The following is a 22,779-nucleotide window of genomic DNA, read 5'->3' on the forward strand; positions in this document are numbered from 1 at the left end:
GGGTTGGTTTACTCACTGCTGCTACTGTACTTCAGAAGACTGATAATCGCTATAATACTTTTCATAATGCTACTCAATGACCAAAACTCATTTTCCGATTTGAGTAAAGGTTGAATAAGCAGATGCACATGATTTGTCATTACTACAAGGACAAATATTCGATATCTATTTTTATCAAAAAACAAGCACGAATTAAAAACTATTTCTCTAGCTTCTAGGCTAAGTTCTAACTTTTCCCAAGTATTAAAGGTAATGAAATAAACTGCCCCATCTAACTCCCAATGAGGTAATCTTCTCTGAAAAATTTTCAACTTTGGCTCTTGCATTCAGAATACAAAACTATTTGTAATTTTTATTGTGGGGTGGGCATCTTGCCCGCCCCCTTCTCTATTTTTCCCATCCTCCCCACCCAAAACCCAAAAAAAATCCCCCACCTTGCGGCAGGGGATTTAAATTACTTATCTACAAAACTAGCAGCCGAAATTAACCGAACTTACCAGCAGTAGAAGCAATCAAGAATGCTGCGTAAGTTACGACGTAGCCAACAGTGAAGTGAGCTAGACCAACTACACGAGCTTGAACGATGGACAGAGCCACGGGCTTGTCTTTCCAGCGAACTAGGTTAGCTAGAGGAGTGCGTTCGTGTGCCCAAACAAGGGTTTCAATCAACTCTTGCCAGTAACCTCTCCAGGAGATTAAGAACATGAAGCCAGTAGCCCAAACTAGGTGTCCAAACAAGAACATCCAAGCCCAGACAGACAGGTTATTCACGCCGTAAGGGTTGTAACCGTTAATCAACTGAGCAGAGTTAGCCCAGAGGTAATCGCGGAACCAGCCCATGAGATATGTAGAGTTCTCATTGAACTGAGCTACGTTGCCTTGCCAAATACCTAGATGTTTCCAATGCCAGTAGAAGGTCAACCAACCAATGGTGTTGAGCATCCAGAATGTAGCTAGGTAGAAGGAATCCCAAGCTGAGATGTCGCAAGTACCGCCACGACCGGGGCCGTCGCAAGGGAAGGCATAGCCGAAGTCCTTTTTATCGGGCATCAGCTTAGAACCACGGGCATCCAAAGCACCTTTGACCAAGATCAAGGTGGTGGTGTGCAGACCTAAAGCGATCGCATGGTGAACCAAGAAGTCGCCAGGGCCAATTGTCAAGAACAGAGAGTTAGTACCAGCATTGATGGCATCTAACCAGCCTGGCAACCACACGTTAGCGTAGTTAGGCCATGCTGTGTAAGCAATACTATCGGGGTTAGCTAGTAAGGTGTCTAAACCGTACAGTACTTTACCGTTAGCAGCTTGAACGAATTGAGCAAATACTGGCTCAATCAAGATTTGCTTTTCAGGAGTACCGAAAGCAACTACTACGTCGTTGTGTACGTACAGACCAAGGGTGTGGAAGCCCAAGAAAAGGGATACCCAGCTGAGGTGGGAAATAATCGCTTCTTTGTGCTTCAGCACGCGGTCAAGTACGTTGCCTTTATTTTGCTCTGGATCGTAATCACGTACCCAGAAGATTGCTCCGTGAGCAAAAGCACCAAGCATCAGGAATCCAGCAATATACTGGTGATGCGTGTACAACGCTGCCTGAGTTGTGTAGTCCTTCGCAATAAATGCGTAGGAAGGCATGGAGTACATGTGCTGCGCTACCAGGGAGGTTACAACACCTAGCGCTGCTAAGTGCCAACCTAATTGGAAGTGCAGGGAGTTGTTGTAGGTGTCGTAAATACCTTGGTGAGGTAAGTTGAACGGCCCTTCAACTGGAATACCAAAGAAACTCTTGGCATTTAATGCTTCTTTGAGACTGTGACCAATCCCAAAGTTTGTCCGGTACATGTGACCGGCAACGATGAATAAAACTGCGATCGCTAGGTGGTGATGAGCTATGTCAGTCAACCACAAAGCTTCTGTCTGGGGATGGAAACCACCCAAGAAACTCAGAATTGCAGTTCCTGCACCTTGCGATGTCCCGAAGATATGTCCAGGAGTGTCAGGGTTTTGAGAGTAAACACCCCAGTTGCCTGTAAAGAATGGTGTCAAACCGGCTGGATGGGGTGGGGTATTCAGGAAGTTATCCCAACCTACGTGCTGACCGCGAGCTTCGGGGACAGCAACGTGAATTAAGTGACCAGCCCATGCCAATGAACTAACACCAAACAAACCTGCTAAGTGGTGGTTTAGGCGGTGTTCCGCGCTCTTAAACCATGCCAAGCTAGGACGGTACTTGGGTTGCAAGTGCAGCCAACCAGCAAACAGTAATACAGCAGCGAATAACAGCAAGAATACTGAACCGTTGTACAGTTCGCCGTTATTCCGCATACCGATGGTATACCACCAATGGTAGAGACCAGAGTAGGTAATGTTTACCGGATTGCTAGCGCCCGCTTGGGTAAAAGCTTCGATCGCTGGTTTACCAAAGTGGGGATCCCAAATCGCATGGGCGATGGGACGGATGTGAAGGGGATCTTTAATCCACTGTTCAAAGTTACCTTGCCAGGCTACGTGGAACAGGAGGCTGGATGCCCACAGGAAGATGATTGCCAAGTGACCGAAGTGAGTTGCGAAAATCTTTTGGTAAAGATTTTCTTCCGTCATGCCATCATGGGTTTCAAAGTCGTTGCCTGTAGCGATCGCATACCATATCCGACGAGTCGTCGGGTCCTGTGCGAGATCCTGGCTAAATTTCGGAAATTTTGTCGCCATAGGTTTAATAAATCCTCTGACCTTTAGCCATCAAATACCAGCTGTTGATAGTTAGGAGTTATGAGTTGGAAGTTATGAGTTTTAAATTCTTATTCTTAATTCCTAACTCCTAACTTTTAACTCCTAACTTATAGAAAGCTGATTGCTACCCTACTGAAAGGATGTGTGCATGGAAGAATGCCCAGGTTGTGGCAATTCCTCCCAAGAGGTAGTGAGCTACCCCTACAGCCCGACCCTGAATAATGCTCAGAGCGCGAGGCTGAATTGCTGGTGCTACCTTCAGTTTGTTATGCGCCCAAACAATGGACTCAATCAGTTCTTGCCAGTAGCCGCGACCACTGAACAGGAACATCAAGCTGAATGCCCAGACAAAGTGAGCGCCTAAGAAGAGTAGACCATAGGCAGATAGCGCGCTGCCATAGGAATTGATGACTTGTGTAGCTTGTGCCCACAAGAAGTCTCGTAACCAACCGTTGATGGTAATAGCACTTTGGGCAAAGTTACCACCAGTGATGTGAGTTACAGTCCCATCTGCATCTACGGTTCCCCAAACATCTGATTGCATTTTCCAGCTGAAGTGGAAAATTACAATAGACAGGGAGTTGTACATCCAGAAAAGTCCGAGGAATACGTGATCCCAACCAGAGACTTGACAGGTACCGCCACGACCGGGGCCGTCGCAAGGGAAGCGGAAGCCCAAGTTTGCTTTGTCTGGAATTAGACGAGAGCTACGGGCGTACAGCACACCTTTGAGCAGAATTAGGACGGTGACGTGAATGGTGAAAGCGTGAATGTGGTGAATTAGGAAGTCCGCTGTGCCCAAAACAATGGGTGCAGCTGCCACTTTACCGCCAACAGCCAAGACACCGCCGCCAAAGACATAGCTAACTGGTTCTAGGGCATTGGGTGCAGTTGTACCAGGAGCCAAGGCGTGAATACCTTGTATCCACTGGGCAAATACTGGCTGCAATTGAATCCCTGTATCAGAGAACAAGTCTTGAGGACGACCCAATGCACGCATTGTGTCGTTGTGGATGTAAAGTCCAAAGCTATGGAAACCGAGGAAAATACACACCCAGTTCAGGTGAGAAATAATCGCGTCACGATGACGAATCACCCGATCCAGCAAGTTGTTTTGATTCACAACTGGATCGTAATCCCGCACCATGAAGATCGCAGCGTGAGCTGCTCCACCAACAATCAAGAAACCACCGATCCAAATATGGTGAGTGAATATGCACAACTGCGTAGCGTAATCAGTTGCCAAATATGGATAGGGGGGCATCGCGTACATGTGATGCGCGATGATGATGGTCAGCGAACCCAAGAAGGCCAGGTTAGTAGCCAACTGAGCATGCCAAGATGTGGTCAGGTTTTCGTAGAGACCTTTGTGACCTTCACCAGTGAAAGGACCTTTGTGGTTTTCTAGGATCTCTTTAATGCTGTGACCAATACCCCAGTTGGTACGGTACTGATGACCAGCAACGATAAAGAGAACTGCGATCGCTAAGTGGTGATGAGCAATGTCAGTCATCCACAAGCCGCCTGTTACCGGGTTCAGACCGCCCTTGAAGGTAAGGAAGTCAGCATACTGACCCCAGTTCAAGGTGAAGAAAGGTGCTAAACCAGCAGCAAAGCTGGGATACAACTCGGTCAACAAGTCTTTGTTCAAGATGAACTCGTGGGGCAAGGGGATGTCTTTGAGAGCAACGCCTGCATCCAAAAGCTTGTTGGTCGGATTGGACACGTGGATTAAGTGACCTGCCCATCCCAAGGAACCACAACCTAGCAGTACTTGCAAGTGGTGATTCAGCATCGACTCCACATTCTGGAACCATTCCAGTTTGGGAGCGCGCTTGTGGTAGTGGAACCAGCCGGCAAATAAGAATAAGCCTGCTAATACCAATCCACCGATCGCTGTGCAGTAAAGCTGGAAGGAGTTTGTAATACCCCAGCCACGCCATACTTGGAACAAACCGGAGGTGATTTGAATACCGTGGAAACCACCGCCAACATCACCGTTTAGAATGTCTTGTCCGACAATGGGCCAAACGACTTGAGCGCTAGGCTTAACGTTTAACGGGTCACTTAGCCAAGCTTCGTAGTTAGAAAACTTCGCGCCGTGGAAAATCATCCCACTCAACCAGATGGTCACTACTGCCAAGTGGCCGAAGTGGGCTGAGAATATCTTGCGGGAGATGTCTTCTAAATCGCTTGTATGTGTATCAAAATCATGGGCGAGTGCGTGCAGGTTCCAAATCCATGTGGTGGTTTTGGGACCTCTGGCTAAGGATCTGTCAAAGTGTCCAGGTTGCGCCCATCTCTCGAATGAGGTTGGAACTGGATCGTTATCGACGATTACTCTTGCCTTTTTTTCCTCTCGCTCCGGAGGACTTATTGTCATTCGACCTCCTCTCTTGATAAGGAATGAGGAATCATGTATACCACAAAATGAACCATTACCGCATACTCCAGAATTTTACTGAAGCCGCGATCAAGACCCGATGTGGAGAGTTGTTTCTCGTTGAATTATAGAGTCTTCACTTGTACATTGTTGGAGATATTTTAACAATAATTCAAACTTGCTCAAATATTGCTGAAATTCATGCCTTAACTGGCTTTTAACTTCAAACTTTTTGTCCAAAAGTCAATAGTTTATCTATTTAATTTACAAAGAATAACAATTCGTAAAATTTATGGTTTGGCTGTATGTAGCCCATGTCCCAACTTTTACTGCTATTACTCATGAACATTTATGTCATATTTCAATTTTTGCAAGTAAAACGCTGTAGAGATTATGATTTATTTTAAAATTTTATGAAAATACCAAGCAAAACTTATGTGATGTGAGGCAGATTTCACCTTTTGTTTGGGCTATAGTTCCAGATGGACAGTTTGAGCCAAAATAATCTGTCAATTGTCGAAGACTATCACTGGATGCAACGCATGAACTCGTGGCAGAAAAGGGTGTTAGAGAAGCTCCTCCCTCAGAGGTTCCCGATTCTCAGGTGGGTAATGATATTAATGCTGGTATTAAGCTTGACCAGTTGCGGCGAGAAAGCCGACAGCCAGGAAGTATCTACTGGCTATAAAGAAAACTCCCCAAAGATTTCTCAAATTTCAAAGCAATTTTCGGAAGTTTCCCCTCCATCTGTTATTCAAGAACTGCGTCCAATTTTGGAAGTTTATCAGCCACAAGTGACAATTGTTACTCCAAAATTTGATGAAGTTCTTCAAGACAACAAAGTTACAGCCAGTTTTCAGGTTAAGGATCTACCAATATTTAAAGACCCACAATTACAACTGGGGCCACATCTACACGTAATTCTGGATAATCAACCTTATATACCTGTTTACGACCTGAATCAGCCTTTAGTTTTGCCAGACTTGTCTCCAGGTAGTCATACCCTGCGCGTCTTTGCCTCTCGTCCTTGGCATGAAAGCTTTAAGAATGAAGGTGCTTATGCCCAAACAACATTTCACGTCTTCACTAAAACCGACGACAACACCCCAGATCCTAAATTACCCCTGCTAACTTACAGCCGTCCTCAAAGCAACTACGGGGCAGAACCAATCTTACTGGACTTTTACCTAACTAACGCTCCTCTGCATCTCGTTGGTAAGGAAAACCCCAACGACGAGTTCAGTGATTGGCGCATCCGCTCCACTATTAATGGTGAAAGCTTTATTTTCGATCGCTGGCAAGCAGTTTACCTTAAAGGCTTCCGTCCAGGGAAAAACTGGGTAAAGCTGGAATTTCTCGATAATCAAGGAAATGCTGTCAAAAATGCTTTTAATACTACAGTTAGATTGATTGACTACCAGCCAAAGGGCAAAGACACTCTGTCGAGAATTGTCAGAGGAGAACTCACAGCAGCTGAGGTGCGCCCTATTGTAGACCCGAATTATAAACTTGCACCTAAACCCATACCCACACCTTCTGTTGAAAAAACACCCCAAATACAGCCTATTCCTGAAACTGAAATTCCAGAACAATCCAAAACACAGCCAGAACAACCAAAATTAGAAGTTCCAACGGCTGTACCATCTCCTAGTTTGCCACCCACACTGCCAGAAATTATTGAGTCTCCAGCACCAGAACCACAGCCAGAGGTAACGCCAACTCCTGAATCTACGCCTTTACCTGAAAAAGTAACGCCTCAGCCAACAAAACCTAGATTTGGTGGATTTTTTAACCGTGGGACTGCCAAGGTTCCCACCCCAGAAGCACCAGTTGCACCATCTCCTAGTTTGCCACCCACACTGCCAGAGATTATTGAGTCTCCTGTACCAGAAATTATTACGCCAACACCAGAACCACAGCCAGAGGTAACACCAACTCCTGAATCTACGCCGTTACCCGAAAAAGTAATACCTCAGCCAAAAAAATCTAGATTTGGTGGATTTTTTAATCGTCTAACGAGTAAGACACCTACTCCACAAGTAACAATTGCACCATCTCCTAGTTCGTCACCCACACTGCCAGAGATTATTGAGTCTCCTGTACCAAAAATAATTACGCCACCAGCAGAACCACAGTCAGAGGTAACGCCAAATTCTGAATCTACGCCGTTATCTAAAACAACCGCTCCCGACGCAGAAAAACCAGAATTAACCAAAAATACTCAACTGCAACTCTTGCGCTAAAACTTCAACCAATGCGATCGCACCTACAGGATTTCCGATATTATCCAAACCAGGACTGTAACAAGCGATCGCTCCCTCACCTGGTACTATTGCTACAAGTCCACCACCAATCCCTGATTTCATCGGTAAACCAATTCTGACTGCAAACTGAGCAGAAGCTTCGTACAGTCCACAAGTTGACATTACAGCATTGACAATTCGGCGGTTTTGTGGTGATATACAGCCATTGTCAAAAGCTAACAGTTTTCCTAACAGGGCTAAATCTTCAACTCGCCCAGAACTACAGCATATTTGCTCGTAAGTGTCAAGTGCTGTTTCCATATTTTCTAGATGACCGGCTTGGGTGAGATAATTAGCGATCGCTTCATTAGCTGTTGAACGGGTTAATCGCACTGAAGCCAGCATTTCCTCATCTAAACTTAGTTGGCAACCTGCCAATTGGTTGAGCCATTGACAAAATAAGAGAGTGCGTTGGCTAGCATCCTTTCCTGGTAATTTATCAGACAAAGTAATTGCCCCACTATTAATCATGGGGTTGCGGGGATGGCCGCGATCGCTAATTAATTGTTCTAAAGAATTGAAGGGTGCATCTGATGGTTCCACCCCAACCCAACCAAAAACCTTTTCTGCTCCTAGATGTTCTAGCAGATAAAGTAAAGAAAATGTCTTAATCACGCTCATTAGCGGGAAAATAGAAGCTGTATCCCCAAAGCTGATGGTTTTCCCCGATTTACAACAGATATGAGCTGCAAACCAACCAGGATTAGCTTTAGCTAATAGCGGAATGCGATCGGCAACTTGTCCTCGTTCAACTTGAGTCTGAGCTAGCTGCACCCAGGCTGATAACTCCGTAGTAGTTAGTTTTTCAAGTCCTTTCAAAGTGTAAACTTTTTAACAACTTATTTTTTAAACGGCAAGTAACAGTATAGTCTGATATTAATAGCTGAATTTACCCCTAAGTGGTTACGCAAAATTAAATTATTTATGTCATTGCAAGCGGCATGAAATGTAACATCTCGTAGAGAAACAATTCCAAACCGTAAGCGAATTGCCTCATTTTGCTTCGCTTCATTCACAATGACAAATGTATATAGCGTTTCCTAAGCAACTGAGGTACACCTAAATCTTTTCTCACAAAATAAGCAGCTTTAAAAACGTACCTCACCAGGTCGGGAACCCCCGTATTTAATTTTACACTACTACTTATCACACCTCAGCATTGTTTATAAACAACAGAACTGTATTGGAGGTAGGTTTGTGAAATTATCTAAACTGTCTAAAATTCTAGGTTTAACAACAGCATTTGCAATTTCATCACAAGCTGCGTTGCTGATTCAACAAAACAAGGCTCTAGCGGATATTGATATATCTGTCGTTACATCTCTTAAATCTGTACTTAATACAGGGCAATACTTATTTGCTGCCACTAATCAATACTTGATTTCACCTAATGGGGTATATAAAGCTATCCAGCAATCTGATGGAAACTTTGTTCTTTATGCTGGCAGCACTCCTTTGTGGGCATCAAACGTTCTTGACACATCAGCTTACTACACCCTCATGCAAACCGACTGTAATTTAGTCAGTTATAATTATAGTGGAAAACTTGTGTGGGCAAGTAATACAGGTGGGCTTGGTTCTAATTGTCGTCTCGAAGTTCAAGATGATGGAAACTTGGTAATTTATAGAGGTGATAATGTTCCTGTATGGTCAACAAATACCAACAGATAAGCTGCCTTGTTCATACCATTTCTTTATGAAGCTGCATAGAAATAAACCCACCGCCTGCGATATCTCCTCCATGCTTTGAGACGAATGGAAGTGTCGTTTATGGTATAATTTTAGACTTTTCAAACATCTTTTTAAATCGAATTTATCCAAAATTAAGAACTTGGTTCTCCTTAATAGAGCAAAAACCCTAACTTTTTAGCAAAAACTTTTTCGATGTCACTGATTCACGGTGAAATCGAAAAAGCAAATATACCAGGCGATTAGAAATCGCAGCTACACAAACGAAGTCCACCTACGCGGACTCAAAGAATTTGAAACCCACGAAGGTGGGTTTTGTTTGTATAGCCGCGAATTCCATTCGCCAGGACAGGCGTGTTTTTACAAAAGTGAGATGCTCCCGTATGATTCCCCGTGTTAGAGCGCCAGAATTACCACAAAATTACTCTTGGCTCAATACCGATAAACCATTTTCTCTTAAACAACTTAAGGGTAGAGTCGTAATTTTAGACTTTTGGACATACTGCTGTATCAATTGTCTGCATATTCTGCCAAACCTGAAATATTTAGAACAAAAATATAAAGATAGTCTTACTATTATCGGCGTTCACTCTGCCAAATTTGATAACGAAAAGGAAACAGAAAATATTCGCCAAGCCATCCTCCGCTATGACATTGAACATCCTGTTGTAGTTGACAGCGGTTTTCGGATTTGGGAAGAGTATGCTGTACGTGCTTGGCCTACGTTAATAATTATCGATCCAGAAGGTTACGCGATTGGCCAGATTTCTGGTGAAGGAAACCGTAACACTTTAGACGAGTTGATTCAAAAGTTAATTCAGCAACACCAAGACAAAGGCACAATTAATTTCCAAGAAATAAGCTTAACTTTAGAAAAACAGCGCCAACCATTAATTACACCTTTAGCTTTTCCTGGTAAAGTTTTAGCTACTCAAGCAGGTTTGTTTATCGCTGACTCTGGACATCACCGCCTGATTATGAGTAGCTTTGATGGGGAAATTTTACAGTTGATTGGGACTGGAAAATCTGGCTTAACCGATGGTGCTTTTAACGAAGCGCAATTCTTTGCACCGCAAGGAATGGCATTTGATGCCGAAAATCAGATTCTTTACGTTGCTGATACAGAAAATCATGCGCTGCGGCGAGTTGATTTAAAGCGCCAAGTAGTCAAAACTATTGCGGGAACTGGCGAACAAAGTCGCAATATCCATCCTCATGGTGGTGCTGGTTTAGAAACCGCACTGAATTCCCCTTGGGATTTAGTGAAAGTGGGAAATACCTTATTTATTGCAATGGCTGGGCCACATCAAATTTGGCAAATGGATTTAGAAACTGGCATCATCAAAACTTATGCTGGTACTGGTGCAGAAGCGTGTATTGATGGTTCACTTACTGAATCTGCTTTTGCTCAACCTAGTGGTATTACTAATAATGGGCAAGAATTATACATTGCTGACAGTGAAGTTAGTTCAATTCGTGGTGTTGGAATTGTCGAACCGTATCAAGTAAGAACTGTTTGCGGTAGTGGCGGTTTATTTGGTTTTGGTGATGTAGATGGACAAGGTGAAGATGTCCGTTTACAACACTGTTTAGGAGTAGAATACGCGCAAAATTTTTTGTGGGTGGCAGATACTTATAATCATAAAATTAAATTAGTTAGCCCTAATGGGAATTGTCAAACAGTTTTAGGAGATGGTTCTGCGGGTTTACAAGATGGTCAAGGTAAAAATACTCGTTTTTTTGAACCTTCAGGATTGAGTGCGAGCGCTTCTTTTTTATATATTGCTGATACTAATAACCATGCTATTCGTTGCGTAGATTTGGATAGCTTTGAGGTGACAACGCTGCAATTTCCTAGTTTATGTGCGCCAGATGTTTGTATTCCGCCAAATTTATAAAAAGATTATCTCACGCAAAGGCACAAAGAAAAACTCTGTGTCTGGAGACTCTAGGCGTGAAATTTTAAAGAATAATTTTTTAGAGCGATTATCTTTAGAGCCTTGAATAACAGTATTTTCACTGGATTGATGTTGATAATTGCAGATTAGAATAGTTGATTAGTTTAAAGTATCATGCAGACACTTCCTAATTTACATTGTCAACTAGGATTAATATGAACAAGATATGCCAACTATTAGATTTTGGTGCTGATGTTTTGCTATTTAATCAAGACACATATATCGTTAGCAGATTCAAAGAATTGATATCTGAAAATTTTAGACAAAAGTTTTATAAAAAAATAGATAACACTAATACCACTGTTTCAGGAATTTTTCAAAATCTATGCATAAATGAGGTAAATTTCCAAGCTGAAGATATCACATGGCAATCTTCTCATGAAGGTATAAATTGTAAACTTTTAAAAGTTGGCTCTACAAACTGGCAAGCAGGAAAACTCAGAATAAAAGTATCGACAGAAATTATTTCTCCATTAACTTATAAAGAAAGTATCAAACTGAACATTATTGTAGTGTTAGAATTTTATCCTAATAATCCTAATGAACCTGAATCGCCTTTAGATGATATTCGTAAAATGATACAAGCAACATGAACACCATTCTCCACATTACCAAACGCCAACAATGGGAACAAGCAAAAAATCTTGGTACATATCGTGCTGATTCGTTAGACAGTGAAGGTTTTATACATTGTTCAAAATCTACGCAAATACTCAAAGTTGCCAAGAGATTTTTTGATAATCAAAAAGAATTGGTACTACTTTTTATTGATTCTGAAAAAGTCCAAGCTGAAATTCGCTATGAACCTGCTGAAATAGGAGAATTATTTCCTCACATTTATGGTGAGTTAAATATTGATGCTGTGTATCAGGTGATTGATTTTGAAGCTGGGAAAGATGGTTTATTTGAGTTGCCCCAAGAAGTTATAGATTTAGAATAACGAACCGCAGAGGCGCAGAGGACACGGAGGAGGAGAGGAGGAGAGATGGAGAGAATTTAAGCGATCGCTTTTTGGTTAGAGTATTTGCAGACTTTTCAAACTTTTCAAACAACCTCTAAGCTAAAATCAAGGTTTTGCCTGGGTAAACGCGATTTATAACGCCCTTTTAAAGTATTTCGCGCTTTACTTAAAGAACGGGAATTAATCTAGAGCAATTGTGACCGAATTTAATTTACAAATCCAAGAAAATAGCGAACGCTTGTCAACTCCACTGGAGGATGCTTTACCTAGCTTGCTTCCCCTCAAGAGTACAATACACTGTGTCAACACCAAAGGCGATCGCCTCGACCGTTACCTTTCCCAAGAATTACCAGACTTATCCCGTTCCCGCATCCAACAGTTAATCGAACAGGGTAATGTCCAACTTAACGATCGAGTTTGCACATCCAAGAAGATCAATGTCAAGGTAGGCGATCGCATCGTTCTCGAAATACCAGAAGTTCAACCTTTAGAGCTGCAAGCAGAAGATATCCCTTTAGATATCCTTTACGAAGATGACCAGTTACTTATTCTCAACAAACCCGCAGGTTTAGTTGTCCATCCCGCGCCCGGCCATCCAGATGGTACTTTAGTAAATGCTCTATTGGCTCACTGTCCTAATTTACCAGGAATTGGCGGAGTCCAACGTCCAGGAATCGTCCATCGATTGGATAAGGATACTACGGGGGCGATCGCGATCGCTAAAACAGATATTGCCCATCATCATCTACAAGCACAACTCAAAGCAAAAACTGCACGACGAGAATACTTGGGCGTAGTTTACGGTGCGCCAAAAACTGAAAGTGGCACTATCGACTTGCCCATTGGTCGCCATCCCCAAGACCGGAAAAAAATGGCTGTTATGCCTGTTGAACAAGGCGGACGAGTTGCCGTCACTCACTGGAAAATATTAGAACGCCTTGGTAACTTCACCTTAATTCACTTTCAATTAGAAACTGGACGCACACATCAAATTCGTGTCCACAGCAGCAAAATTGGTCATCCCATTGTTGGCGACCCAGTTTATAGTTCTGGTCATTCAGTGGGAGTTAATTTGCCTGGTCAAGCACTACACGCTTGGCGACTCAAATTGCAGCATCCCCTATCTGAGGAGTTGATTGAGGTGACAGCTACTCCTCCCGCTCACTTTACAAAACTTTTAGAGATGCTAAAAAGACGAACTACACTTTAAGCTCATCCACGCTTGAATCTAACTCTATTTAATACATCAAGCATTGATAAAAAACCATTAACAACTAGCGTGCATTAGACATGGGATAGAGTTTGTTTCACTTAGCTATATCTAAATAAAACTCCTACATAACCCAAGACTTATGCACGCTATAAAACGATCGAATGGATGTACTAGTCAGCCACCGACCAAAAATCGTTATTTAATTCCTGACAGTTGCCGATAAGGTACAGACTTTTCGATATCGATGTTGTATGGTGAGATCCGTTGTGGAGCATTGCCAGTTGCATTGATATTTTGTGCCATACCCAGGAATAGAGATGGATCTCCAGCCTTTGCTTTTTGCTCTTGTGGAAGGAATCTGCGTACTTCGACCTGCCAAATGATTTGGGGGAAACCCAATTTGGCACGGTGATAATCTTCGTATCGTGGGGATTTGATGTTGAATGGCAACTCACCCGCAGATTGGGATGGCAGTATCCGACGGCGTTGATATGGCACTGTGGAATATCCAAAATTGCTCAGGTATTCTTCAGTGTTGAGGACTTCATCAATAAAGCCTACAATCCCCTTGGTAGCGACTACAATTGACCAAGCGATTTTTTCCCGTTCGCTGTATGGATCGCGTCCTAGAACCCGTTGAATTACTTGCTCAACAAAACGATAATTATTGTTGAGATCGTAGAAGCTTTTCTTAAAGGTGTTGGAAAGGACTAACCCACGAATAAAGTCCCGTACTGTAATTTGTCCATTACGGAGTTGAGACTCTAAATATGTTTCGCGATCGGCAGCAAAGGCATAAAAGAAAATTTGACGATATGCTGCTTCAATCAGATCGCCTAAATCTGACGGAGAAAGTATATTGTCTGTAGTGAAAATCCTGGGTTGTTCATCACCAGGTACTTCGTATCCAGCTACACGCTGATTTTGACTTGAAGGTTCATATTCTAACAGAGGAAGTGGCACTCTAAAGCCTCCATGTTCTTAATTAAAGTTAACAACTTTTAATCACATATTAAGGGAGTAGTTGTATCAGAACTTCAGATTCTGATAAAATTTCACGAAACTTAACTAAGGGGATTTTAAGTATTCGTAGGATAAATGATTAGGCTGCTGGATTCAACCCATAGCTAATCAATAAATAGGGAGTTGATCTGCCAGCTTAATAACTACGTAAATGACTAAAAAATTTTATTCACATATTTTAGATTAGGAGATTCAGTTTCACCTTTTTGAACTGAAGCAATAATTTTTAACATTTAGTAAAACAAATTAATTGGGCATTGGGCATAAGAGGCAGAGGGGAAAATTTACTGTAACTTCCTCTGCTCCTCTGCTCCTCTGCTCCCCTGCCTCCCTCGGCAACTCAGCGACCTATCCAAAATTCCAGGGGATCTATGGTTGATTTACAGTAAGGCCAACTACGCAAAGTTGCTTCCATTCCTGCCTGCCAGTAGGGTGGTTCCAATCCCAGTCCTAAGCATAGATGAGATAGGATACTAGCAAACTGCTCATTGTGACCAAACTCTCCTAGATGGGCATGGGCGTATTCATGGACGACTACACCAAACCAATCTCTAGGTGCAACTCGACCAACATCTACCAGAATAGTGATTGGGTTTGTGAGAATGTTGCACAGCCCATCTATGCCGAAGGATTGAGCTATAGGGACTGCAAAAATTTGGATTTGGCGACGCTCTTGGGGATGAAAGCACTGATGACAAACTTCCAGATAAGCGTTGATCTGAGCGTTTACGGCATTAATATTTTCGCCGATCCAAGTGCAAATGGGAATGCGATCGCGCAGGTTATCAAACACATCCACCATACCCGGTTCGAGGGCAAGTCCCTGTACCAGACGCAGATAATCTTGCCCACGAGTAAAAGCATCGCTCTGCTTGAGATAATTCACCAGCCCAAAACTGAATAAAACTGTCTTTTTTCCAGAACATCCGTCCCAAGTTTTTCTGTTACTTCTTCTGGGCTGGAAACCTCAACAGAACTTTCAATGCGGCTTTCACTACAAAATGATGCGGTGCTAAAGCCACCAAACCGTTTGACTGTACTGGTTCGTAGTCGCATATTTGGGCTGGCAAACCAGAATCGCTCAATGGAACTCATTATTTCGTATTCGGTTGTTAACACTAGTCCATCTTCATCATCCATGTGAAAAAGACCGACTACAGGCACTATTTCGGCGTAGCCTCTTTCGCGGAGTAATTTACCTTGCCTGGGGTTATCGCCATCAGGCACGATCGCAAATATAGTTTTCCCCTGATGATTCTCTTCACCCTCTCGATCCCAAGCCATTGTTCCTAGCCAACGCACACGCGAACCACCGACTGAAAGGCTGGGGTCAATCTCATGATACTGGCACAGCTCAATGATTTCTGGATGATCGGCATCGAGAGTTTCTACCTGTATATCCGATTCTCCTATCTCTGAGCGCTTGAACGCCAGATGATGAGTTGCACGTTGCGATCGCCACTTACCAGCACTTAGCTGAAAAAATTCCATTGCGTCTATCAATCTTCTGACTCCTACTTATTGCTCCTGCGGATGATGTTTTACGAGTTCTTTTTTTTTAGAGTAGTTGGTATATAAACATTCTAAACATTACAGCGATTAGCGGCCAGCTTCAATAAACAGCCTAAAAAAGGATACGTAGAGGTGTTGTTATGCAATTGTAAACTTTTATGAGTGCGATTTCTTATAGCTTGACAATGTAGACATTTTAATATCCAAGTGCTAGACTAATAGAAAGCGATCGTCTTCCACTAACAACAAATACCTTTCGATTCAGTCAATCACAGGAGTGAATGATGGACTTTCCAGTCGAATTAACTTTAGAACAACAGTTTCGCTTACAAAATTTGAAAGACCAGGTAAAAAGTTTGAGTCAACAAGAGGCTCAAGAATTTTTACTAGAAGTTTTACGGCAGATGATGGTGAAAGATAATTTGGTCAAACATCTCTTAAAACAAGCTTGATCGAGTAAAAAAACAAAATTTTTCCTTAAGACTTACGCAATGGCAAAGTTCCATAAAATTGCGTAAGTCTTAATTTTTGGGTATTGGGCAGGGCATTTGCTGAACAACCCACCAGCAGACTTGTTGTGTTTGACTAAAGATTGCGGGATTTTGTCGAGCTATTGGCATGACCAAGGAATTGGAACAAGCGTTTTCGGCAATTCGGGATGCAATCGCTACTGGCGTTAGAGATTTTCTAATTGCTTTTAGGCATGACTGGGCTAAGGTTGGGGGTTAAGTCTCTATTGGACTCAACACAGAAGCGCTATATCCTCCATACCCAAGATAAATATTACAGATTGTTACTTTGTCTCTCATAGTAAAGACTAGGGTACTGTTGATCCCCTATGTTTTTGTTTGGCTACTCACAGTTAACCTGATCGAGAACACGCCAAAAATAATATCCGCCATTTGTGAATATTAAGGAGAACTCATGGTTCTTGATGCTTTTTCTAGAGCTGTAATTGCGGCTGATGCCAAAACCGCTCCTATCGGTGGTGCTGACTTAGCAGCCCTGAAGTCTTTCATCGCTGAAGGCAACAAGCGCCTTGATGCAGTGAATGCGATCGCCAGCAACGCTAGCTGCGCGGTTTCTGATGCTATTGCTGGGATTGCTTGTGAAAATACAGGTTTGCTACAAGCTGGTGGTAACTTGTATCCCACTCGCCGGATGGCTGCTTGCTTGCGTGATGCTGAAATCGTTCTGCGCTATGTAACCTACGCGTTATTGGCTGGTGATTCTTCCGTATTAGACGATCGTGCTTTGAACGGTTTGAAAGAAACCTACACAGCTTTGGGCGTACCCACTGGCTCTTCTGTACGGGCTTTCCAAATCCTGAAAGCTATCAGCGTCGCTCACATCACCAACACCAACACTGAAGCTAACGCTGGTAAAAAGTTCCGTAAACAAGAAGTTGTTCAAGGCGACTGCTCTGCTCTAGCTGCTGAAGCTGCTAGCTACTTCGATCGCGTAATTTCTGCTTTGAGCTAATCGCTCATGGCTAAAGGCTGTTAGCCAAGCAAACTGAAATTAAAACTCGATCAAATCTAATCTGGAGTATAAAAAGCAATGAAATCAGTTATCACTACAGTTATTGGATCTGCTGATGCAGCAGGTCGTTTTCCCAGCAGTTCCGATCTAGAATCCGTTCAAGGTAGCATTCAGCGTGCTAATGCTCGTCTAGAAGCTGCTGAAAAGCTAGCTTCTGGTATCGATAACGTAGCTAAGGAAGGTTATGATGCTGCCTTCAAGAAGTATCCTTACCTGAGCCAAGATGGTGAAGCTGGCGACACTCAAGTTAAGAAAGACAAGTGCCTCCGCGACATCAAGCACTACTTACGCTTGATCAACTACAGCTTAGTTGTGGGCGGCACTGGTCCTTTGGATGAGTGGGGTATTGCAGGTGCTCGTGAAGTTTATCGCTCTTTGGGTCTGCCCACCGCTCCCTACGTTACCGCGTTGACTTATACTCGCGATCGCGCTTGCTCTCCTCGCGACTTGTCTCCTCAAGCGTTAGTTGAGTTCCGCTCTCTTCTTGACTATGTAATCAACTCACTTTCATAGTAATAGGGATTGACTAGACGTAGACGAGCGATCGTTATACTCTAAAACTCAGGGACTCTCAGTCCGTTGCTTTGCCTGTATCAGGTTGAGTGATTGACCAAGAGTCCCTCTGTTGTTAATAATTCGTAATTCGTAATTCGTAATTCGTAATTAATGATTGGATTTGGGGGATTTAAACAGGGAAGTTTTCTTTTATGACAATAGATTCTTTATTTGCACAGTTAAAACACCCCAACCCCAATTTGCGGGAACGAGCCATGTGGGAACTGGCTGATGTCCGTGATGAGAATACCATTCCTCGGCTGATGGGTATTTTAGATGAAGAAGATGTCACGTATCGTCGAGCTGCGGTAAAAGCACTGGGTGCTATTGGTATAGATGCTGTACCGCTACTGGTAGAGTCATTAGTAAATAGCGATAATGCGACCATTCGGGGTAGTTGTGCTAAAGCTTTAGCACAGGTTGCTGCTAATCATCCCGATGTTCCTTTCCCAAATGAGGGCTTACAGGGATTGCAAACAGCGCTCAATGACCAAAATCCTGTTGTTTATATCGCATCAGTAATGGCATTGGGTGAGATTGGAACTCCTGCTTTTGAGATTTTGACTGAAGCTCTGAAAACAATAGATAATGTTGCCGTGGCTGTGGCGATCGTCAATGCACTCGGTTCGATGGGCGATATCCGAGGCGTGGAAGTGCTGACGGCATTGACAAATGATGAATCTATCGATCCGTATGTTCGGGAGTCAGCGGTGAGTGCTTTGCCCCGATTAGATCAAGTGATTAAATATAAGAGAGAGTAGCGATCGCTTTTACAACTACTTTTATCAATCATAATAGAGCCGATACATTTAGATAAACAGACTGGGTATCACCTTGAAGTAATCTCCGAGTGCCTTAGCTTGTGCCTTACTAATCGACCGCTTACCGTTTACAACCTCAGACACCACGCCGCTCGACCCGATGATGCCTACTAAGTCCGCTTGACGGGTGTTACTGACTTCCATAATGTGTTGGAGAATTTCATGCGGTGCAGATTCATCCATTGGATAATTCTGCGCCTCATACGCTTGAATCAGCGTTACTATTAGCTTATGCAGAGCTTGCTCTTCTGGAGTCCGGTTTTGGCAAAATGTTAGGCGTTCTGCTACAGCTAGGGCGCGATCGTACTCTTCTTCCGTCTCAATCACCTTGGGAGCAACTTCAGCTAGTAGACTACTATAAGCAGCTTGGTCAAAAGTAAGGGTCATTTTTCCATTTACCTTTGTCATATTCGGCATGAGTTAGAAAGTATTTGTAATAAACTGTTTGGTTTTCGTAGTCAATACCGACAATCAGACGATATTCATTCCCTTTGATGTTAAAGACAGTAAAATTTCCAACCGCTTCAGCATCCTGATAAATCTGACGAACGTCCTCCAAATTCTGCCATTCCACTTTGTTGAGGGTTGCGTACCAGTTGTCAATTTGCTTTTTGACATCGGGGTACTGAGCAGCATCAATGCGGAGGTTACGAATCGCAATCAGATGCATTTGTCTCTACGTTCTTTGTCTATATTCATCAATAGACTTCTTGCAAAAGTCGGGGTAAAGGGGAAGGGAAAAAGGGTAAAAAAACTCAAAATCCCTTCCCTTTAACCTTTTCCCTTTTCCCTAAGAGTGCAAAAATATATTTTTGCAAGAGGTCTAATTAACAAAAAACTAATTGCTAATTAAATACTCTCAAAAAGAGAGGGAAATGTCAAATTGGAAATGTCCATCGCCTTATTCCCAAGCTTCTTCTTCTAACTGCCTCTCAATTTGAGAAATCGCCAACTTCATCACTGCCTGAACCCCCATTTCTTTTTCCTCAGTTAATGCAGCTTGCAGGGGTTCTAAAGCAGCACCGTCGCCAATCTTCATCAATGCCAGAGCCGCTGCTTTTCGGGTTTCCCAATCGGGGTGATGTAGTAATTCGACAAGGCTAGGAATTGCCGAGCGATAGGTGAGGCTACCCAAAGCTGCTGCTGCTTCACACCTGACAATTTCAGATGGATCGTTGAGGGCATTAATTAAAATATTAAATGCTCCTTCTTGAGTGCCTTCTTGAGCAATTTTAGCGATCGCACCCACTACCGCAGCCCGAACTTCAGCCGAGTCGGAGTTAATCTCTCGATATAAATGCTCCTTCGCTTCTGCCCCAATAAATCCTAATGCCCATACAGCATGACCTTTGGCACTTTCTGGATAGTCGGTTGACGCTAAGATTTTCAGCAATGCTGGTACAGCTGCCTCACCTATTTTGGCCAGCCCCCCCACCGACGAGGTTTTGACCACCATATCTTCATCATTTAAGAGGGCATTTACCAAAGTCGGAACTGCGATCGGGTCAGCGATCAGTGTCAAGGTTTTAGCGCTGGCCCTCCGCACAACTGGGTTGGGATGATTTGCCACAGCTTCCATCAATAAAGCGGTCGCTGGTTTGCCGATTTTACCCAAAGCCTCTGCAAAACTCAACCTCACCATGCCTCGTGAGTCTCCCATACTCTCAACCATCCGCTTTAGTAGCTCTTGGTCATCTGAGTTGAAGGTGTTTAAGCTTAATTGCTCGCTCACTACTGAAAATAAAGCATCAGTTTCTGCATGGGACAGATTTAACGAATCTCCCCCGGATTGAGTTTCGGAGTTGAGCATATAATCTCTAGCTAAATTATCAAGACAAATGACTAGTTGCTGCCACTCAGGGCAGCTTGTTGATTACGGAGTTCCTGGAGGGCAGAATCAATCTTGGCAAGCTCAGGCTCCAGTTTTGCCATAACGCTTACTCTCATCAACTTAGCCCGTTTTGCCGTTTCCGTAGTTTCTTGAACTAGACGTTCCCGATATTGCTCAAGTTCTGCAATTACTTCTGCTACATCTTGAGCGGTTATGTTATTGGCTGTTGTGAGTTCAGAGGTTTCATCCATAAGTTTGGTTTCCTAAATATGTGTTTATATGAATGATGTGCGATTGGTTACTCGCTAAAGACTAACATTTAGCTGTTACATAAAACTGAACAATTAGCAAGAGGCAACTGAACTAATAGCTGACAAATGCATATATTATGATCTTCTCAGATCGCGTTACCACTGGTAAAGCTTTTTGATGTAAATCTTCAAAAGTTTAACCCAACTACATTCTGGAAAAAGATCGTGGAAACGACAAGAAACAACCCACTAGACATACGTCATATTAGTCCTAACGTCAGAGAGCTAATTAAGCAATACGCTGCCGTAAATAACTGTACGCAGGCGGAAATGCTAGAGCGTATCGTTTTAGAGTGGAACACCCAACAAAGTGACAGCGAACGACCATCAGGAGATGAGGATGAATAGCTTTTTTGTACAGTTTTTTTGAGGGCGATGATGCGGTTTTTTGGTTTGTTTGGCTCTATCTCGTTATTTTGTACTCGCCCCTTTTACGCTTCATCTTCCCAGTCCCCAATCACTAGTAGCCAGTCCCTAGTACGATAGTAAAAGTGACTTCAAAGCAATTATCCAAGAGCCATTTATAGATCAATGGATAAACGTTTTTTTAAAATGTTTGGGCTAACAGAAGAAGAAGCGATCGCAATTATCGATACACCATTAGAACAACTCGAAGACGCTTCTGATAAGTATATTGCTGTTTCCCATTTAATTAACTTCCCCACTGAGCAATCGATCGCGGCTTTGGTGCGGGCAATTGAAAACAGTAATCCTGATGAGTTAGACCACCGCATTGTCCGACGCAAAGCTGTGGAAAGTCTGGGGCGATTGCAGGCGGAATCAGCTTTACCTGTAATTCGGCAGTGCCTTAAAGATGATGATATTTATACTGTTGAAAATACCGTGTGGGCAATCGGGGAAATTGGCACTAAAGAGCCAGAAATTCTCGAAGAGGTGGCGCAACTGCTTGATAAACCAGGTCAAATCTATCGAGTTATTATTCACACTCTAGCTAACGCTGACTATCAGCCTTCCCTAGAACGTGTGCGTAAGTTTACCCAAGTTGAGGATGAACCTACCCGTAGTGCGGCGATCGCTACAGTTTGTCGCTTCACAGGTGACTACTCCCAAATTACTGAGGTGATGGCGCTGCTGCAAAGTTCTAGCGTCAATGCACGGCGCGGTTCTATTCAAGACCTAATTGATTCCCGCTACTACAAAGCCATCCCAGAAATTGCCCGTTGTCCTGTATCTCTGGTGTTTCGCTTGCGAGCATTGCGGATGCTTTTAGATACAGGTGTTCCCAGTGGTGAAATTACCTTTACAGAAATTCAACCTTACTTAGAGCAAGTACTCTACGATCGTCCCAACGATCTCGATCTAGTACATGAGTATGATGCTACCCCTGTTCTAGATTTTGTGATTAACGAACTCTACGAAACCGATTTTGGACGTTGCTATTTAGCGACAAAAACCTTACTAGATATCTATCCACAAGAAGCACCCCAAGCACTTCTAGTAACTTATGGCGACAAAGCATATAACGACTATGGCGCTCATTATCATGTAATGAAACTTTTCGGTTGGCTAAAATATGCTCCCGCCTACGATTTATTAATAGAAAACCTGCACAACCGCGAACCCCAGTTTCAGAAATCTCGTGCGGCGTGTGCGATCGCTCTTGGTGAATTGGGTGATTCACGAGCAATTCCTGAAATCAAAATTTGCCTGAATACACCGATTTGGGATTTGAAATACGCTTGTTTATTAGCCCTAGACCGCTTAGGAGACTCGTCTGGTCGGGAAATTTGTACTGGCGATCGTGATTGGCTAATTAGGGCGAAAGCGACAAGTAATTAAAAGCAACAAGTAATTAATAGTCAATTTCATGCCCTTGCGACTGGAAGTCGCGGCTACACAAACAAAGTCCGCCTCCGCGGACTAAGGGACTTCCAAATAAAAAAATATACAACTATTTATTGTGGGGTGGGCGTCTCGCCATTGGTG

At 43.1% G+C, this 22,779-nt stretch carries 22 protein-coding genes and 1 pseudogene; 12 read left to right on the forward strand and 11 right to left on the reverse strand.

Annotation, left to right across the window (positions count from 1 at the left end):
- Window positions 1-53: 53 nt before the first annotated feature.
- The 3 genes and pseudogenes from ACM0OX_RS30595 to psaA form a co-directional block, all read right to left on the reverse strand.
- Window positions 54-326 (reverse strand): annotated as a pseudogene (locus ACM0OX_RS30595) (transposase); the annotation flags it as partial.
- A 157-nt stretch (window positions 327-483) separates the two neighbouring features.
- Entirely contained in the window at window positions 484-2,709 is a 2,226-nt protein-coding gene (gene psaB / locus ACM0OX_RS30600) for a photosystem I core protein PsaB (protein ID WP_414518768.1), read from the reverse strand.
- A gap of 145 nt (window positions 2,710-2,854) precedes the next feature.
- Entirely contained in the window at window positions 2,855-5,113 is a 2,259-nt protein-coding gene (gene psaA / locus ACM0OX_RS30605) for a photosystem I core protein PsaA (protein WP_414518769.1), read from the reverse strand.
- A gap of 542 nt (window positions 5,114-5,655) precedes the next feature.
- Between psaA and ACM0OX_RS30610 the strand changes: the two genes are divergently transcribed.
- Window positions 5,656-7,356 carry a hypothetical protein gene (locus tag ACM0OX_RS30610; protein ID WP_414518782.1) on the forward strand — a complete coding sequence of 567 codons (1,701 nt, stop codon included), beginning with the start codon at window positions 5,656-5,658 and terminating at the stop codon, window positions 7,354-7,356.
- Here ACM0OX_RS30610 and glsA read toward each other — a convergent pair.
- Complete coding sequence (gene glsA, locus ACM0OX_RS30615) at window positions 7,321-8,235, reverse strand: glutaminase A (protein WP_414518770.1); 915 nt, start codon at window positions 8,233-8,235, stop codon at window positions 7,321-7,323. The genes ACM0OX_RS30610 and glsA overlap by 36 nt on opposite strands.
- A gap of 378 nt (window positions 8,236-8,613) precedes the next feature.
- Here glsA and ACM0OX_RS30620 point away from each other — a divergent pair, with 378 nt between their 5' ends.
- The 5 genes from ACM0OX_RS30620 to ACM0OX_RS30640 all read left to right on the forward strand — a co-directional run bounded on the left by ACM0OX_RS30620 (window position 8,614) and on the right by ACM0OX_RS30640 (window position 13,234).
- Window positions 8,614-9,087 carry a hypothetical protein gene (locus tag ACM0OX_RS30620; protein ID WP_414518771.1) on the forward strand — a complete coding sequence of 158 codons (474 nt, stop codon included), beginning with the start codon at window positions 8,614-8,616 and terminating at the stop codon, window positions 9,085-9,087.
- 401 nt (window positions 9,088-9,488) lie between these two features.
- Entirely contained in the window at window positions 9,489-11,003 is a 1,515-nt protein-coding gene (locus ACM0OX_RS30625) for a thioredoxin-like domain-containing protein (RefSeq protein ID WP_414518772.1), read from the forward strand.
- A gap of 215 nt (window positions 11,004-11,218) precedes the next feature.
- Window positions 11,219-11,656, forward strand: coding sequence for a KGK domain-containing protein (locus ACM0OX_RS30630; protein WP_414518773.1), 438 nt, complete (start codon window positions 11,219-11,221; stop codon window positions 11,654-11,656).
- Complete coding sequence (locus ACM0OX_RS30635; protein WP_414518774.1) at window positions 11,653-12,003, forward strand: DUF952 domain-containing protein; 351 nt, start codon at window positions 11,653-11,655, stop codon at window positions 12,001-12,003. Before ACM0OX_RS30630 ends, ACM0OX_RS30635 begins: the two co-directional genes overlap by 4 nt.
- A 313-nt stretch (window positions 12,004-12,316) precedes the next feature.
- Entirely contained in the window at window positions 12,317-13,234 is a 918-nt protein-coding gene (locus ACM0OX_RS30640; protein WP_414518783.1) for an RluA family pseudouridine synthase, read from the forward strand.
- Window positions 13,235-13,432: 198 nt separating this feature from the next.
- Here the strand turns inward: ACM0OX_RS30640 and ACM0OX_RS30645 are convergent, their stop codons facing one another.
- The 3 genes from ACM0OX_RS30645 to ACM0OX_RS30655 form a co-directional block, all read right to left on the reverse strand.
- Window positions 13,433-14,200: a phycobilisome rod-core linker polypeptide gene (locus ACM0OX_RS30645; RefSeq protein WP_414518775.1), complete on the reverse strand. Its 768-nt coding sequence runs from the start codon at window positions 14,198-14,200 to the stop codon at window positions 13,433-13,435.
- A 400-nt stretch (window positions 14,201-14,600) separates the two neighbouring features.
- Window positions 14,601-15,146, reverse strand: coding sequence for a hypothetical protein (locus ACM0OX_RS30650; RefSeq protein WP_414518776.1), 546 nt, complete (start codon window positions 15,144-15,146; stop codon window positions 14,601-14,603).
- Window positions 15,143-15,760: a phycobiliprotein lyase gene (locus ACM0OX_RS30655; RefSeq protein ID WP_414518784.1), complete on the reverse strand. Its 618-nt coding sequence runs from the start codon at window positions 15,758-15,760 to the stop codon at window positions 15,143-15,145. Before ACM0OX_RS30655 ends, ACM0OX_RS30650 begins: the two co-directional genes overlap by 4 nt.
- Before the next feature lie 293 nt (window positions 15,761-16,053).
- Here ACM0OX_RS30655 and ACM0OX_RS30660 point away from each other — a divergent pair, with 293 nt between their 5' ends.
- The 4 genes from ACM0OX_RS30660 (at window position 16,054) to ACM0OX_RS30675 (ending at window position 18,630) form a co-directional block, all read left to right on the forward strand.
- Window positions 16,054-16,224 carry an NblA/ycf18 family protein gene (locus ACM0OX_RS30660; RefSeq protein ID WP_012410163.1) on the forward strand — a complete coding sequence of 57 codons (171 nt, stop codon included), beginning with the start codon at window positions 16,054-16,056 and terminating at the stop codon, window positions 16,222-16,224.
- Window positions 16,225-16,696: 472 nt separating this feature from the next.
- Window positions 16,697-17,254 (forward strand): bleomycin hydrolase, encoded by a 558-nt coding sequence (locus tag ACM0OX_RS30665; RefSeq protein ID WP_289795383.1) that lies wholly within the window; start codon window positions 16,697-16,699, stop codon window positions 17,252-17,254.
- Window positions 17,255-17,332: 78 nt separating this feature from the next.
- Window positions 17,333-17,827: a bleomycin hydrolase gene (locus ACM0OX_RS30670; protein WP_289795384.1), complete on the forward strand. Its 495-nt coding sequence runs from the start codon at window positions 17,333-17,335 to the stop codon at window positions 17,825-17,827.
- Between the two features lie 194 nt (window positions 17,828-18,021).
- Entirely contained in the window at window positions 18,022-18,630 is a 609-nt protein-coding gene (locus tag ACM0OX_RS30675; protein ID WP_414518777.1) for a HEAT repeat domain-containing protein, read from the forward strand.
- Window positions 18,631-18,678: 48 nt separating this feature from the next.
- Here ACM0OX_RS30675 and ACM0OX_RS30680 read toward each other — a convergent pair whose 3' ends face one another.
- From ACM0OX_RS30680 to ACM0OX_RS30695, 4 genes are all read right to left on the reverse strand, one after another.
- A complete protein-coding gene (locus ACM0OX_RS30680; RefSeq protein ID WP_414518778.1) occupies window positions 18,679-19,077 on the reverse strand; it encodes a helix-turn-helix domain-containing protein in 399 nt (132 codons plus the stop codon).
- A complete protein-coding gene (locus tag ACM0OX_RS30685) occupies window positions 19,061-19,360 on the reverse strand; it encodes a type II toxin-antitoxin system HigB family toxin (RefSeq protein ID WP_414518779.1) in 300 nt (99 codons plus the stop codon). The genes ACM0OX_RS30680 and ACM0OX_RS30685 overlap by 17 nt, the downstream gene beginning before the upstream one ends.
- A gap of 231 nt (window positions 19,361-19,591) precedes the next feature.
- Window positions 19,592-20,500, reverse strand: coding sequence for a HEAT repeat domain-containing protein (locus ACM0OX_RS30690; protein WP_414518780.1), 909 nt, complete (start codon window positions 20,498-20,500; stop codon window positions 19,592-19,594).
- A 32-nt stretch (window positions 20,501-20,532) separates the two neighbouring features.
- On the reverse strand, window positions 20,533-20,772 hold the full coding sequence (locus ACM0OX_RS30695) for a hypothetical protein (RefSeq protein WP_289795387.1): 240 nt from the start codon (window positions 20,770-20,772) through the stop codon (window positions 20,533-20,535).
- 225 nt (window positions 20,773-20,997) lie between these two features.
- Between ACM0OX_RS30695 and ACM0OX_RS30700 the strand changes: the two genes are divergently transcribed.
- Both ACM0OX_RS30700 and ACM0OX_RS30705 read left to right on the forward strand, forming a co-directional pair.
- Complete coding sequence (locus ACM0OX_RS30700) at window positions 20,998-21,180, forward strand: hypothetical protein (RefSeq protein WP_194041202.1); 183 nt, start codon at window positions 20,998-21,000, stop codon at window positions 21,178-21,180.
- 183 nt (window positions 21,181-21,363) lie between these two features.
- The gene (locus tag ACM0OX_RS30705) at window positions 21,364-22,632 is read left to right on the forward strand and encodes a HEAT repeat domain-containing protein (protein WP_414518781.1); all 1,269 of its coding nucleotides are present in this window, start codon (window positions 21,364-21,366) and stop codon (window positions 22,630-22,632) included.
- Window positions 22,633-22,779 lie beyond the last annotated feature (147 nt).

This window comes from Nostoc sp. PCC 9305 (assembly GCF_963920915.1).
Taxonomy (GTDB): domain Bacteria; phylum Cyanobacteriota; class Cyanobacteriia; order Cyanobacteriales; family Nostocaceae; genus Nostoc.

What these genes read in the sequence shown, in the direction of transcription:
- psaB (WP_414518768.1), bottom strand. Translation starts at nt 2,709, where the DNA reads ATGGCGACAAAATTTCCGAAATTTAGCCAGGATCTCGCACAGGACCCG.
- psaA (WP_414518769.1), bottom strand. Translation starts at nt 5,113, where the DNA reads ATGACAATAAGTCCTCCGGAGCGAGAGGAAAAAAAGGCAAGAGTAATC.
- ACM0OX_RS30610 (WP_414518782.1), top strand. Translation starts at nt 5,656, where the DNA reads ATGAACTCGTGGCAGAAAAGGGTGTTAGAGAAGCTCCTCCCTCAGAGG.
- ACM0OX_RS30625 (WP_414518772.1), top strand. Translation starts at nt 9,489, where the DNA reads ATGATTCCCCGTGTTAGAGCGCCAGAATTACCACAAAATTACTCTTGG.
- ACM0OX_RS30630 (WP_414518773.1), top strand. Translation starts at nt 11,219, where the DNA reads ATGAACAAGATATGCCAACTATTAGATTTTGGTGCTGATGTTTTGCTA.
- ACM0OX_RS30635 (WP_414518774.1), top strand. Translation starts at nt 11,653, where the DNA reads ATGAACACCATTCTCCACATTACCAAACGCCAACAATGGGAACAAGCA.
- ACM0OX_RS30660 (WP_012410163.1), top strand. Translation starts at nt 16,054, where the DNA reads ATGATGGACTTTCCAGTCGAATTAACTTTAGAACAACAGTTTCGCTTA.
- ACM0OX_RS30665 (WP_289795383.1), top strand. Translation starts at nt 16,697, where the DNA reads ATGGTTCTTGATGCTTTTTCTAGAGCTGTAATTGCGGCTGATGCCAAA.
- ACM0OX_RS30670 (WP_289795384.1), top strand. Translation starts at nt 17,333, where the DNA reads ATGAAATCAGTTATCACTACAGTTATTGGATCTGCTGATGCAGCAGGT.
- ACM0OX_RS30675 (WP_414518777.1), top strand. Translation starts at nt 18,022, where the DNA reads ATGACAATAGATTCTTTATTTGCACAGTTAAAACACCCCAACCCCAAT.
- ACM0OX_RS30680 (WP_414518778.1), bottom strand. Translation starts at nt 19,077, where the DNA reads ATGACCCTTACTTTTGACCAAGCTGCTTATAGTAGTCTACTAGCTGAA.
- ACM0OX_RS30685 (WP_414518779.1), bottom strand. Translation starts at nt 19,360, where the DNA reads ATGCATCTGATTGCGATTCGTAACCTCCGCATTGATGCTGCTCAGTAC.
- ACM0OX_RS30690 (WP_414518780.1), bottom strand. Translation starts at nt 20,500, where the DNA reads ATGCTCAACTCCGAAACTCAATCCGGGGGAGATTCGTTAAATCTGTCC.
- ACM0OX_RS30695 (WP_289795387.1), bottom strand. Translation starts at nt 20,772, where the DNA reads ATGGATGAAACCTCTGAACTCACAACAGCCAATAACATAACCGCTCAA.
- ACM0OX_RS30705 (WP_414518781.1), top strand. Translation starts at nt 21,364, where the DNA reads ATGGATAAACGTTTTTTTAAAATGTTTGGGCTAACAGAAGAAGAAGCG.